This window comes from Bacillus sp. 2175 (assembly GCF_057812155.1).
This window is the reverse complement of sequence record NZ_CM173819.1, coordinates 4,283,601-4,296,283: the sequence shown is the minus strand read 5'-3', so window position 1 is coordinate 4,296,283 and position 12,683 is coordinate 4,283,601. Positions and strand designations below refer to the sequence as shown.

14 protein-coding genes and 2 other annotated features are annotated in these 12,683 nt (G+C 37.3%); of the genes, 7 read left to right on the top strand and 7 right to left on the bottom strand.

The genetic code is table 11. The annotated features are described in order from the left end of the window. Nucleotides 1-172: 172 nt before the first annotated feature. Nucleotides 173-826 (top strand): HlyD family secretion protein, encoded by a 654-nt coding sequence (locus ACXKY9_RS22260; RefSeq protein WP_001071421.1) that lies wholly within the window; start codon nucleotides 173-175, stop codon nucleotides 824-826. 12 nt (nucleotides 827-838) lie between these two features. Then, the gene (locus ACXKY9_RS22255; RefSeq protein ID WP_000095272.1) at nucleotides 839-2,638 is read left to right on the top strand and encodes a DHA2 family efflux MFS transporter permease subunit; all 1,800 of its coding nucleotides are present in this window, start codon (nucleotides 839-841) and stop codon (nucleotides 2,636-2,638) included. Nucleotides 2,639-2,660: 22 nt separating this feature from the next. Here the strand turns inward: ACXKY9_RS22255 and ACXKY9_RS22250 are convergent, their stop codons facing one another. The 5 genes from ACXKY9_RS22250 to sspI all read right to left on the bottom strand — a co-directional run bounded on the left by ACXKY9_RS22250 (nucleotide 2,661) and on the right by sspI (nucleotide 5,363). Then, nucleotides 2,661-3,017, bottom strand: a complete 357-nt coding sequence (locus ACXKY9_RS22250) for a hypothetical protein (RefSeq protein ID WP_002062504.1) — start codon at nucleotides 3,015-3,017, stop codon at nucleotides 2,661-2,663. A gap of 47 nt (nucleotides 3,018-3,064) precedes the next feature. Then, nucleotides 3,065-3,424, bottom strand: a complete 360-nt coding sequence (locus ACXKY9_RS22245; RefSeq protein WP_000493175.1) for a hypothetical protein — start codon at nucleotides 3,422-3,424, stop codon at nucleotides 3,065-3,067. Nucleotides 3,425-3,566: 142 nt separating this feature from the next. Next, a complete protein-coding gene (locus tag ACXKY9_RS22240) occupies nucleotides 3,567-4,280 on the bottom strand; it encodes a CPBP family intramembrane glutamic endopeptidase (RefSeq protein ID WP_001182126.1) in 714 nt (237 codons plus the stop codon). A gap of 139 nt (nucleotides 4,281-4,419) precedes the next feature. Beyond that, a complete protein-coding gene (locus tag ACXKY9_RS22235) occupies nucleotides 4,420-4,977 on the bottom strand; it encodes an HD domain-containing protein (protein ID WP_000554786.1) in 558 nt (185 codons plus the stop codon). Between the two features lie 176 nt (nucleotides 4,978-5,153). After that, entirely contained in the window at nucleotides 5,154-5,363 is a 210-nt protein-coding gene (sspI, locus tag ACXKY9_RS22230; protein ID WP_000009509.1) for a small acid-soluble spore protein SspI, read from the bottom strand. A gap of 82 nt (nucleotides 5,364-5,445) precedes the next feature. On the opposite strand from sspI, the gene ACXKY9_RS22225 reads away from it, so the two are divergent. The 5 genes from ACXKY9_RS22225 (at nucleotide 5,446) to ACXKY9_RS22205 (ending at nucleotide 12,123) form a co-directional block, all read left to right on the top strand. Beyond that, on the top strand, nucleotides 5,446-6,243 hold the full coding sequence (locus ACXKY9_RS22225) for a TrmH family RNA methyltransferase (protein ID WP_001986644.1): 798 nt from the start codon (nucleotides 5,446-5,448) through the stop codon (nucleotides 6,241-6,243). A 48-nt stretch (nucleotides 6,244-6,291) separates the two neighbouring features. Beyond that, nucleotides 6,292-6,520: a binding site (T-box leader), on the top strand. Nucleotides 6,521-6,564: 44 nt separating this feature from the next. Further along, entirely contained in the window at nucleotides 6,565-7,599 is a 1,035-nt protein-coding gene (pheS, locus tag ACXKY9_RS22220; protein ID WP_000388219.1) for a phenylalanine--tRNA ligase subunit alpha, read from the top strand. Between the two features lie 18 nt (nucleotides 7,600-7,617). Continuing rightward, the gene (pheT, locus tag ACXKY9_RS22215) at nucleotides 7,618-10,038 is read left to right on the top strand and encodes a phenylalanine--tRNA ligase subunit beta (protein ID WP_000498191.1); all 2,421 of its coding nucleotides are present in this window, start codon (nucleotides 7,618-7,620) and stop codon (nucleotides 10,036-10,038) included. A 154-nt stretch (nucleotides 10,039-10,192) separates the two neighbouring features. After that, nucleotides 10,193-10,444, top strand: a binding site (T-box leader). Nucleotides 10,445-10,496: 52 nt separating this feature from the next. Then, nucleotides 10,497-11,888 carry an asparagine--tRNA ligase gene (gene asnS, locus ACXKY9_RS22210; protein WP_000432177.1) on the top strand — a complete coding sequence of 464 codons (1,392 nt, stop codon included), beginning with the start codon at nucleotides 10,497-10,499 and terminating at the stop codon, nucleotides 11,886-11,888. A 100-nt stretch (nucleotides 11,889-11,988) separates the two neighbouring features. Then, a complete protein-coding gene (locus ACXKY9_RS22205; protein ID WP_000039590.1) occupies nucleotides 11,989-12,123 on the top strand; it encodes a YuzL family protein in 135 nt (44 codons plus the stop codon). Nucleotides 12,124-12,164: 41 nt separating this feature from the next. Here the strand turns inward: ACXKY9_RS22205 and ACXKY9_RS22200 are convergent, their stop codons facing one another. After that, entirely contained in the window at nucleotides 12,165-12,416 is a 252-nt protein-coding gene (locus ACXKY9_RS22200; protein WP_000994764.1) for a hypothetical protein, read from the bottom strand. After that, on the bottom strand, nucleotides 12,413-12,682 hold the full coding sequence (locus tag ACXKY9_RS22195; protein WP_000925549.1) for a hypothetical protein: 270 nt from the start codon (nucleotides 12,680-12,682) through the stop codon (nucleotides 12,413-12,415). Before ACXKY9_RS22195 ends, ACXKY9_RS22200 begins: the two co-directional genes overlap by 4 nt. Between the last annotated feature and the right edge of the window lies 1 nt (nucleotide 12,683).

The window sequence follows — 12,683 nt, the reverse complement described above, 5'->3', positions numbered from 1 at the left end:
GATAGTCCTTCAGAAATCAGCACCGCTCGCAGGTAGATAAATTTCGATTTACGCTGCAAATGGTGTGATTTTTTTGTTAAAAGGTTAATATAATTAACAATTAAACAATCTAAACAATAAGGACATAAATAGTTTAGAAAAAAATTATATGCGATATAAGGAGAGGAATGCAATGAATCAGTTTCGAAGAATGGTAATTATCAACATTATCACATTAATTGTACTAGTTGGCGGCGGTATTGGCGGTTATTACTATTACAATCAAACGGAAAATTACTTAAAAACAGACAATGCAAAGATTGATGGAAAGGTAATTCCGGTTGCTTCACCAGTAGCAGGTAAACTAACTGAATGGAAAGCTGAAGTAGGAAAAAATTATAATGAGAACGATAAATTAGGTACTGTTACTGTAGCGGCAGCTAATGGAGAACAAACAGTAGATGTAACAATTCCACAAAATGCAACAGTTGTACAATCAAACGCGACAACAAATGCTTTCGTTGGAGCAGGTAGCCCGATTGCTTATGCATTTGATATGAACAATTTATGGGTAACAGCAAACATTGAAGAAACAGATGTTGATGATGTTCAAAAAGGTCAAAATGTAGATGTGTATGTAGATGCATACCCAGATACAACGTTAACAGGAAAAGTAGAACAAGTTGGCTTAACAACAGCGAATACATTCTCTATGTTGCCATCAAGCAACGCAACAGCGAACTATACGAAAGTAACACAAGTAGTACCAGTTAAAATTTCTTTAGATCATAGCAAATCAGTAAATATTGTTCCTGGCATGAATGTGACAGTTCGTATTCATAAGTAAGGGGGAGATGAGATGTCCTCAATTGTAATTGCAGGATATGCACTATTTTGTATAATCGTCTTCTTCCTTGTAAATCGTCTTTTACGAAAGAAAAAAACGAAAATGGGAGAAGAACAAGTCCCAGCCGTAAGTAAAATAGAAATAAGTAAAGTTGAAACAGAAGAGAAAGAAATTGAACGAAAGCAAGAATCGGAAATTTCTAATGTAGTTGAGTTAGAAACAGGAAAGCAAGAAGAAGTAAAACAAGAAAAAGAAGTGCCGAAAAAACAAATGTCTACGCCTGTAGAGAATGTGAACGTAAAAGCAGTTGTAGCTGTATTAATTCTCGGCATGTTCGTTTCTATTTTAAACCAAACAATCATTAACGTTGCATTACCTCCGTTAATGAATGAATTTAACGTATCAACTTCAACAGCACAATGGTTAATTACAGGCTTCATGCTTGTAAATGGTATTTTAGTACCGATTAGTGCATTTTTAGTTTCACGATTTACGTATCGTAAATTATTCGTAGCAGCAATGTTATTCTTCACGGTAGGATCTATCATTTGTGCTACTTCCGGAAACTTTACGATGATGATGACGGGCCGCGTAATTCAAGCAGTTGGTGCGGGTATTTTAATGCCGGTTGGTATGAATATCTTTATGACATTGTTCCCGCCTCATAAGCGCGGAGCAGCGATGGGGTTACTAGGTGTAGCGATGATTTTAGCTCCAGCTATCGGACCGACTGTAACAGGTTGGGTAATTGAAAATTACAGCTGGAACTTAATGTTCTATGCGATGTTTATTATCGGTTTAATTATTACGTTCCTATCTTTAAAATTCTTTACACTAGCTCAGCCAGTGTCTAAAACAAAATTAGATGTATTTGGTGTTGTTAGTTCAAGTATTGGGCTAGGAAGCTTGCTGTACGGATTTAGTGAGGCTGGAAATAATAGTTGGACTAGTGCAGAAGTTGTTATTTCACTTATCATTGGTGTAATTGGTTTAGCGTTATTTATTTGGAGAGAGTTAACAACGGACAATAAAATGCTTGATTTACAAGTATTTAAATATCCAGTATTTACTTTCACTTTAGTAATTAACGCAATCGTTACGATGGCATTATTCGGAGGTATGTTATTGCTTCCAGTATATCTGCAAAACATTCGTGGCTTTACGCCAATTGAATCTGGTTTACTACTTCTTCCAGGATCATTAATTATGGGGATCATGGGACCAGTAGCGGGTAAATTATTCGATAAATATGGCATTCGTCCATTAGCGATAATTGGATTGGCAATTACGACGTATGCGACATATGAATTTACAAAATTATCGATGGATACACCGTATAGCGTTATTATGACGGATTATATTATACGTTCAATTGGTATGTCATTCATTATGATGCCAATTATGACGGCTGGTATGAACGCGCTGCCGATGAAATTAATTTCTCACGGTACAGCAACGCAAAATACGTCAAGACAAGTAGCGGGTTCAATCGGAACAGCGATTTTAATTACACTTATGACGCAACAAACGACTGCTCACGTAGCAGATTACGGCAACATGTTAACAACATCAAACCCAATTTTAGTTGATAAAATACATGGCATGGGGCAAAGTTTAGCGGCCTTAGCTGGATCAGCTCAAGCAGGAGACGCGATGAGCACACAACTATTATATGGACAAATTTCAAAGCTATCTGCAATTAACGGTATTAACGATGCCTTCTTAATCGCAACGATACTAGCAGGTATCGCTTGGGTGTTATCGTTCTTCTTACCATCAGGCAATAAACCAAATAGAAAAGCAGGGAATTAATTTCCCTGCTTTTTTTGTCTTTTTAAAGAGTAAGATATAAAAGGTAATAACCACTTACAGAGCATAATCCTGTTATAAATAAAATCGTCCCCATAGAACGAATACTCGATATGTGTCTTCCGTTTACTATAGCTAATAGTCCAGCTAAAGAGAAGAGACCCCAATATAAAGTTCCTGAAATTGGAATCATCCCCTCTAAGTCTATTCCATAACCTATACAAATGATAGGAACAACGATAAGAGATATGCTAATTAAACCAGCTATAATAGTAAATGATTTACGACATTTCATACCAGCAATAATTAAAAAAATGCCGACGATGAATTCGCATAACATTAAAGTAAAAGCTAAAATCATCCAAATTAATATTCCGAACATTTCTGTATTACCTCCGATTTGTGGGTTTCGAAAAAAGTTATATAGAATCAATCACCTACAGACATGAGTACCCAGAAGATAACCCCTAATATTCCAATGGTAAAAATAATGAACCCCATATTACGTATACTTTTAATTTTTGCTTGGAATCCACTTATCCCTGCTAATAATCCAGTTAAAGAAAATAGGGTCCAGTAAAGAGCAGTTGGAATGGGGAATATTGTATCCATATTAATTCCTATACTTAAAAAAACAAAAGGTAGTGTGACAAAGGATAGGCTAAGTAGCCCCATTAAACCAACGAGTAATTTCCGATATTTAATTCCTGTTACTATTAAAAAAATACCACCAGCAATCCCGCATAGTAAGAGAAGTGGCGTGAAAAGCATCCAAATAACACTAAACATATGTAAACTCCTTTATATGAATTAAGTTATATTTTACTACATGAAGTTTATTTTGGATAATATTAATAAATATGTATAAATTGATGGAAATGAGAAGTGATTATACGAATTAATAAAAGAGGTATCGTGAGGATACCTCTTTCTAATTCAAGAATGCCAACATATTATTCATAATATGAAATAACATAGCTGGAATAATGGATTTTGTTTTTTTACATAAAATAGCCATTAATAATCCCATGAAGAAAGTAATGACCATTACGCCAAGTGAGTATGTATGAGCGATACCGAAGAAGAAGCTTGTTATAATCGCTGCAATCCAAAATGGAAAGCGTTCTGAGAAAAAGCGAAGTATAAAGCCACGGAAAATAAGCTCTTCAAAAATTGGTGTGAGTATTGCAAAGCCGAGAAGTAATAATATTTGATACTGCTTAAAGACATCTAAGTTTAGTGCGGAAGATTGCTGCTTTGTAGCGTCTTGGAACACATAATTTAACAAGATGTAATTGAGTAAAATGTTTATAGCGAAGAAAAGAAGTAAGTATACGTATGTACGCCATTCTTTCAGTGCTTTAAAGTTAAATGATTGTAGTAGTAATTTTTTTGCGGGTTCGAATTTAAAAATGAAGAATAACAACACGGCTAGCTGTAATACAATACTTGCAGTATTTACGATAGATTCATACAGGGCAATTTGTTTTTTATCTGTAAGACTGGCTGTATAAATTGTTAAGGGCATTGCGAGGAACACAGTAATAAGTCCGGTTCCGAAAAAAGCGAATACAACGGAGCTAATAAATTGTCCCCATGACATAGAGTATTTCTGTTCATTAGAAAGTTGTGTAGCGGGTTGCATATGTAGAATCACCTCTTTATATTTGTATATTTAATTATAAGGCATTTTGTTTTCAGGCGTAATATTTAAATATTACATATAAAGGTGTATTTTCCATAAAATAATAAAAGAGGTATCACCCTGTAGTGATGCCTCTTTCTCATTGATAACTATGTTCTGTCTTGTTATTCAATTTTGCTTGCTCTATTTGCAATTCACGCTCTACCAATCGATCTAATTGCTGAATTGCTTTAAGTGCTTTTTCATAAGAAATTGTTCGATAATGATGCGCTCCGCCCGGTTCTTCATCTGCTTCGTCTGCCCATTTAATAATATTTTGAAGAGATGTTCTTTCAATTTCTTGTTCCACTAAGAAAGAATCTGTATGAAGAAGAATTGCAATAGAAATTTCTTTTGCTAGTTTTGGATGTTCTCCTAATCTAATAAGTAATTTATGTGCTCTTTCAGCGCCTTTAATTGCGTGTATATCATTCTTTTTATATAAGTCATAATCCCATTCACCGCCTGTGTACCACGTATGATGTCCGATATCATGAAGGAAGCCAGCTTTTGTGGCAGCATCGACTGAGGCGTGATGCTTTTTGGCTAGGTGAAACGCATGGTAAGCGACAGCGATCGCGTGGACCATTCCAGAACGGTTTACGTATTTTTGTGTAATGTGGTGTTTAAAAATTTGTTCAAGCGTAATACGGTGCATAAAACATTCACTCCTTTTATCTTATGGTGTATATGAAGAAAAATCGATCGGTTTAAATGTATTTTGAACATTGTACTCCATCATAGTTCGTTAGTAAAGTAGAAATGTTTAGGAGAAGAAAAAATTTTTCTGCAAAAAAATCACCTTAGCTTATGCAAAGGTGATTTTCAAATTGCTTATTTTTTTAATCCTTGCTCTAGTGTTTCTAACATTTCGTGCTTTTCATTTTCATCAGCGTTTTTCCAAATGACTTCAAATAAAACGCCAAGACCTGGAAGCATTTTTTCTTCACCGCTTTGAATTGCATCGACGATTGTTTCTTGTAATTGATCTTGTGAATTTCCAGATACATTCGCTAATACAGCACCGCGTAAATTAAAACTCATTGCTTTCACCTCTTCTTCAGAATTGAAACTGACGTTAGTTTTTGTTCTTTTTTATGTAAATATGTATGAAAAATAGGCTATAATGATAAGACAAGAAGAGAGGGAAATACATATTATGAAAAACATTGATTCAGTACAAAATCCGCGTGTAAAGCAGTGGAAAAAGCTGCAAACGAAAAAAGAACGCGATAAAAAAGGTTTATTTTTTGTAGAAGGATTCCACTTAGTCGAGGAAGCTTTGAAGGCAGGAATTGTAACAGAACTTATCGTTTCAGATCAGACAGACCTTCCGAAAGATTGGACAGTTAATGATGTGGAAATGTATATCGTACCTGAGGCGATTGTCAAAATACTTCGTGAAACAGAAACGACACAAGGTGTATTTGCTGTTTGTGAGAAGCATGAGAAAGAAGTAGCTCTTACTGATGGGAAATTCCTTTTATTAGATGGCCTGCAAGACCCAGGTAATTTAGGAACAATTATTCGTACAGCTGATGCAGCTGGTATTCACGCCGTTGTGCTTGGAGAAGGTTGTGTTGATGTTTACAATAGTAAAGTACTCCGCTCTACACAAGGCTCTATTTTCCACTTACCAATTGTAAAAGGGAACTTAGAAGAATGGGTAGACAAGTTAAAAGAAAACAACGTTCCTGTATATGGAACAGCTCTTGAAAATGGAGTTCCGTATGGTGAAGTAACGCCGGCTGGCAGTTTTGCATTAATTGTAGGAAATGAAGGAAATGGCGTACGCCAAGAAATTCTTGCAAAAACGGATCAAAACTTGTATATTCCGATTTACGGCGGGGCAGAATCATTAAATGTTGCGGTTGCAGCAGGGATTTTAACGTATTATTTGCAAAGCCCGGTTGCGAACAAATAAAAAACTTCTTATAATAAGTTGAAGTACATTATATTAAAAGTTAAATAACGAAAAACGTTGATAGAGAAGAGTAACTTACAAAATCGCCATATAGGGAGAGAGTGCCGTAGACTGAAAGCATTCTTATGGTAGACGGAAGTGAATTCACCTCTGGAGTTGACGCCAGGACCATGTATATGTAAAGGCGTTCCGGTCAGAATTGATCGTTATAACTAATGAGTGGGCAGACTTGTTCTGTCAATTTAGGGTGGTACCGCGAATTTACCTCGTCCCTTTTTGGGAGCGAGGTTTTTTTATTTTTAAAATTAGGAGGGTTCCAAAATGGAAGCACGTTTAAAAGAGCTAAAGCAAAAAGCGTTAGAGCTTATTGAAGAAGCGAAAGAGCTAAAGGGCTTAAACGACGTACGCGTAGCGTATTTAGGAAAAAAAGGCCCAATTACAGAAGTATTACGCGGCATGGGAAAATTGTCAGCAGAAGAGCGTCCACGTATGGGAGCATTAGTAAATGAAGTGCGTGAAGCGATTCAAACGCGTTTAGATGACAAAATTAGTAACTTAGAAAAAGCAGTAATCGAAGCGAAATTAGCTACTGAAACAATCGATGTTACACTGCCAGGTCGTCCTGTTGAAACAGGTTGTCACCATCCGTTAACAGCTGTTGTTGAGCAAATTGAAGATGTATTCATCGGTATGGGTTATGAAGTAGCTGAAGGAACAGAAGTAGAAAAAGACTACTACAACTTCGAAGCACTAAACTTACCGAAAGATCACCCAGCGCGTGATATGCAAGATACATTCTACATTACAGAAGAAACGTTACTACGTACACATACATCTTCTGTGCAAGCACGTACGATGGAAAATAATAAAGAAAAAGGCCCAATCAAAATTATTTGTCCTGGTAAAGTGTATCGCCGTGATGACGACGATGCGACGCATTCGCATCAGTTCATGCAAATTGAAGGTCTTGTAATTGATAAAAACATTCGTATGAGTGACTTAAAAGGTACACTGCAAGTATTCGTGAAAAAGATGTTCGGTGAAGATCGTGAAATCCGTCTTCGTCCAAGTTTCTTCCCATTCACAGAGCCATCTGTAGAGATGGATATTTCTTGTATGATGTGTCATGGCAAAGGTTGCGGCACTTGTAAAGGAACTGGCTGGATTGAAATTCTAGGCGCAGGTATGGTTCACCCGAACGTACTTGAAATGGCTGGTTATGATTCAAAAGAATATCAAGGTTTCGCATTCGGTATGGGCGCAGAGCGTATCGCAATGTTGAAATACGGAGTAGATGACATTCGTCATTTCTATACAAATGATGTACGTTTCTTACAACAATTCAAACGAGCGTAAGGGAAGGAGAGGATAAATATGTTCGTATCATATCGTTGGTTACAAGAGTATGTAGATATTAAAGATGTAACAGCACAAGAACTAGCAGACAAAATCACGAAAAGTGGTATTGAAGTAGAAGGCGTTGAAGTATTAAATAAAGGTGTAAAAGGTGTTGTAGTTGGTCACGTATTAGAATGTGAAAAACACCCAGAAGCTGATAAATTAAGCAAATGCTTAATCGATATCGGTGAAGAAGAGCCAGTTCAAATTATTTGTGGAGCTGCTAACATTGCAAAAGGTTTAAAAGTACCAGTTGCAAAAGTTGGTGCTGTACTTCCTGGTAACTTCAAAATTAAAAAAGCAAAACTACGTGGTGAAGCTTCTCACGGTATGGTTTGTGCTCTTCAAGAGCTTGGCATTGATGGAAAGTTAGTTTCAAAAGAATATGCAGATGGTATCTTCATCTTCCCAAGTGACGCTGAAGTTGGTGCAGATGCACTTGAAATTTTAAACTTACACGATGAAGTACTTGAGCTTGGTTTAACACCAAACCGTGCAGATTGCCTAAACATGTTAGGTGTTGCATATGAAGTAGCTGCTATTTATGGCCGCGAAGTAAAACTTCCAGCTATCGACTTACAAGAAACAGCAGAAAAAACTTCTGATTATATTTCTGTAAGTGTAGAAGCGAAAGAAGAAAACCCGTTATACATTGCAAAAATGGTTAAAAACGTAAAGATTGGTCCATCACCAATGTGGATGCAAACTCGTCTTATGGCAGCTGGCATTCGTCCAATTAGCAACGTAGTTGATATTACAAACTACATTTTAATGGAATACGGTCAACCGTTACATGCATTCGATTACGATAAATTAGGTTCAAAAGAAATCGTTGTTCGTCTTGCAAAAGAAGGCGAAAAAATTGAAACGTTAGATGATCAAGAGCGTACATTACAAAGCCACCATCTTGTAATTACAAACGGCACGAAAGCTTTAGCTGTTGCTGGTGTAATGGGCGGGGCGGATTCTGAAGTTACAAATGAGACAGTAAACGTTCTAATTGAGTCTGCATACTTTGCAGGTCAAACAGTACGTCGTACATCAAAAGACTTAGGTCTTCGTAGTGAATCAAGTGCACGTTTCGAAAAAGGAATCGATCCAACACGTACATTTGAAGCAATTCAACACGCAGCTGCTTTAATGGCGAAATATGCTGGCGGTGAAGCACTTGAAGGTGTAGTAGAAGCTGACAACTTACAAGTACAAGAGCGTACAGTATCTGTTACTGCTGAAAAAGTAAACCGTGTATTAGGTACAAATATTTCTGCGAGTGAAATGGGTACAATGTTCACAAACTTGAAATTCCCATTTACAGAAGTAGAAGGAACATTCCATGTAAATGTACCAGCACGTCGTCCTGATATTACAATTTCAGAAGACTTAGTAGAAGAAGTGGGCCGTCTATACGGTTATGACCACATTCCAGTTACATTACCTTCTGGAACGATGACTCGTGGTAAATTAACATCAGCACAAACGAAACGTCGTAAAGTACGCCGCTTCTTAGAGGGTGCTGGTTTATATGAAGCAATTACGTATTCATTAACAAGCGCTGACAAAGCGAAACAATATATGGTTGAGCCAAACGAAAAGGCGCCTGTAGGTCTTGCACTTCCAATGAGTGAAGAACGTAGCCAACTTCGTTTAAGCTTAGTACCGCAATTACTAGAAGCAGTTTCATACAATGTCGCTCGTAAAAACGACAGCGTTGCTTTATACGAAGTAGGTTCTATCTTCTTACCGACAGAAGAAGGAGAACTTCCGAAAGAAGAACAACATCTTGCAGGTGTTATGACAGGTCTTGCTCTTCACCATGCATGGCAAGGTGAGAAGAAAGTAGTAGACTTCTTCGTTGTGAAAGGTGTACTAGAAGGACTATTCGACGTGCTTGGCGTTTCAAATCAAATCACATATGCACCAGCAAAACGTGAAGGTATGCACCCAGGCCGTACAGCTGACATCGTATTAGATGGCGAAGTAATTGGTTTCATCGGTCAATTGCACCCAGAAGCAGAAAAACAATTAGATGTGAAAAATACATTCGTATTTGAATTATCTCTTGTAAAAGTATTCGGTGCAGACGCTGAGGAAACTTACTACTCAGCAATTCCACGTTTCCCATCTATGACACGTGACATGGCTGTTGTAGTAACAAAAGAAACAAAAGCTGGTGAAATGAAGCAAGTCATTGCTGAAGCTGGCGGAGAACTTCTGAAAGACGTAACACTATTCGACTTATACGAAGGTGAAAAAATGGAAGAAGGCAAGAAATCACTTGCATTCTCTATGACTTACTTCGATGCAGAACGTACATTAACAGACGAAGAAGTAACAGAAGCACATAACCGTGTACTAACAACGGTAGAAGAGAAATTCGGTGCGGAGTTACGTAAGTAATTAGAAAATTGCCGGATTCATTCCGGCAATTTTTTTATTGGATTGGTTGTCGGACACTGTCGGTAAGTCGATATATTACAAAAATCGCTCATATATTTTCCGACACCTTGCATCTTTCTCTCGAATGTAGTACATTAATTTTAGTTTAACAAAATGAAAGACGATGATAAGGAAAAGTAGTATATACTATAATCCAAAGCGAGTCAGGGACGGTGAGAGCCTGATGAGGCGGTATATGTGAAGAACACCTTGGAGTTGCTAACCGAAATTGAATTTTGTATTCAAGAGTAGACTTAGACGGGAATCCGGCCTGTTACAAACCGGGAAGTATGTATTACATACGAGTTAAAGTTGGTCTTTATGACAAATTGGGTGGTACCGCGAAGTTTAACCTTTCGTCCCTTTATGGATGAAAGGTTTTTTTGTATTTAAATATATGAGCAAAGGAGAATTTCACTATGGAAAACACATTAGTAAAAAGTCTGTATAGAGATACAGAAAAGTATGCAGATCAAACAGTACAAGTATCAGGGTGGATTCGTAACTTACGTGATTCAAAAGCATTTGGTTTCATCGAATTAAACGACGGTAGCTTCTTTAAAAGCGTTCAAATCGTTTTCGATACAGAATTAGAGAACTTCAAAGAAATTGCAAAACTTCCACTTAGCTCTTCAGTTAAAGTAGAAGGTAAAGTAATTGCAACGCCGGGAGCGAAGCAACCATTTGAAATTAAAGCAGAAAAAATTGATATCGAGGGTTTATCAGATTCTGATTACCCACTTCAAAAGAAACGTCATACGTTTGAATACTTACGTACAATCGCTCACTTACGTCCAAGAACAAATGCATTCTCTGCAACGTTCCGCGTACGTTCTATCGCAGCATTTGCGATTCACCAATTCTTCCAAGAGCGTGGATTCGTACATGTTCACACACCAATCATCACTGGTAGTGATACAGAAGGTGCTGGCGAAATGTTCCGCGTAACAACGCAAGATTTAAATAACCTACCAAAAGGTGAAGACGGAAAAGTTGATGAGTCAAAAGACTTCTTCGGTAAAGAAACAAACTTAACAGTAAGTGGACAGCTGAACGCTGAAGCTTATGCATTAGCATTCCGTGACGTATACACATTCGGACCTACATTCCGTGCAGAAAACTCAAACACAACTCGCCACGCTGCTGAGTTCTGGATGGTTGAGCCTGAGATTGCATTCGCTGAACTAGGGGACGTAATGAACCTTACAGAAGATATGCTGAAATATGCAATGAAATACGTATTAGAGCATGCACCAGAAGAAATGGAATTCTTCAACAGCTTCGTTGATAAAACAGTTCTTGAGCGCATGAACAACGTAATTAACTCTGACTTCGGTCGCATCACTTATACAGAAGCAATTAAAGTGCTTCAAGAATCAGGTGCTGACTTCAAATACCCAGTAGAATGGGGAATTGACTTACAAACAGAGCACGAAAGATACTTATCAGAAGAAATCTTCAAACGCCCTGTATTCGTAACTGACTATCCGAAAGACATTAAAGCATTCTACATGCGTTTAAATGAAGACGGTAAAACAGTAGCTGCTACTGACCTTCTAGTTCCTGGCATCGGCGAATTAATCGGCGGAAGCCAACGTGAAGAAAGAATGGACGTTTTAGTAGACAGAATTAAAGAATTAGGTATGAACGAAGAGGACTACTGGTGGTACTTAGAACTTAGAAAATACGGCGGTACAAAACACGCTGGATTCGGTCTAGGTTTCGAGCGCTTCCTAATGTACATCACTGGTATGGCTAACATCCGTGACGTAATTCCATTCCCAAGAACTCCAGGTTCTTCTGAATTCTAAAATATGAAAAAAGGCGAGAGGATTTCCTCTCGCTTTTTATTTTACATATTGTATAGTTTATTCCCTCGTAGCAAAAAGTAACGCGAAGGGGTGAATATAAATGAGTAAAAAAGTGAAAAAAGATCATTCAAGATCGGGCCTAGGTTCTCCAGAAGTTGAAGGACAAGGAACGACGACACATGAAACAGGTTCTCATAAAGTATCTTCATCAAATAAGAAGCAGAAACGAAGCTAACATAACAAAGGAGAGTCTTAAGGGCTCTCCTTTGTTATGTGTTACATCTTATTATCGTTAATTTCTTTTGTAATCTTATTTATGTCTTTGTCTAATCGATCTAAATAGAAAAACCACAGTAAACTCATGAACACGTAATAGATGGCCATCACGCCAAGATTATCATATATATTTTCGAATGTGGATTTAGTAGTGAAAAAAGCTCCCCAAATGATAGAAATAGTGAGGTAAGAAAGTGGACCTACGAGGTGTACGAAAGCATATCGTACCTTTTTAACTTTTACAGCGTTCATATGAAAAACCTCCTTTTTCTAATCATACATTCAAGTTCTTCACAGAAGTGTTGTAGTTTTGCTGGATTATGTATTAACAAGCGTGCATCGTGTTTCCCGATAAATCTTCGAATCCGAAAGTTTAATAAGAAAGATCGACCATAACGTTCTATTAAATCGTTGAACGCTGGTTGTCCACTTAGTAGCTGAATGTTTTCTCTAATTTCGAACTGTCTTTCGTGTGGATCGCCTAGTAAAATATTTAGAATCATTTGTAGAAGTAGCAAT

Coding starts and splice junctions, on each gene's coding strand:
- ACXKY9_RS22255 (WP_000095272.1), top strand. CDS start 839: ATGTCCTCAATTGTAATTGCAGGATATGCACTATTTTGTATAATCGTC.
- ACXKY9_RS22235 (WP_000554786.1), bottom strand. CDS start 4,977: ATGCACCGTATTACGCTTGAACAAATTTTTAAACACCACATTACACAA.
- ACXKY9_RS22225 (WP_001986644.1), top strand. CDS start 5,446: ATGATAAGACAAGAAGAGAGGGAAATACATATTATGAAAAACATTGAT.
- ACXKY9_RS22240 (WP_001182126.1), bottom strand. CDS start 4,280: ATGCAACCCGCTACACAACTTTCTAATGAACAGAAATACTCTATGTCA.
- sspI (WP_000009509.1), bottom strand. CDS start 5,363: ATGAGTTTTAATTTACGCGGTGCTGTATTAGCGAATGTATCTGGAAAT.
- pheT (WP_000498191.1), top strand. CDS start 7,618: ATGTTCGTATCATATCGTTGGTTACAAGAGTATGTAGATATTAAAGAT.
- ACXKY9_RS22260 (WP_001071421.1), top strand. CDS start 173: ATGAATCAGTTTCGAAGAATGGTAATTATCAACATTATCACATTAATT.
- asnS (WP_000432177.1), top strand. CDS start 10,497: ATGGAAAACACATTAGTAAAAAGTCTGTATAGAGATACAGAAAAGTAT.
- ACXKY9_RS22200 (WP_000994764.1), bottom strand. CDS start 12,416: ATGAACGCTGTAAAAGTTAAAAAGGTACGATATGCTTTCGTACACCTC.
- ACXKY9_RS22245 (WP_000493175.1), bottom strand. CDS start 3,424: ATGTTTAGTGTTATTTGGATGCTTTTCACGCCACTTCTCTTACTATGC.
- pheS (WP_000388219.1), top strand. CDS start 6,565: ATGGAAGCACGTTTAAAAGAGCTAAAGCAAAAAGCGTTAGAGCTTATT.
- ACXKY9_RS22250 (WP_002062504.1), bottom strand. CDS start 3,017: ATGTTCGGAATATTAATTTGGATGATTTTAGCTTTTACTTTAATGTTA.
- ACXKY9_RS22205 (WP_000039590.1), top strand. CDS start 11,989: ATGAGTAAAAAAGTGAAAAAAGATCATTCAAGATCGGGCCTAGGTTCT.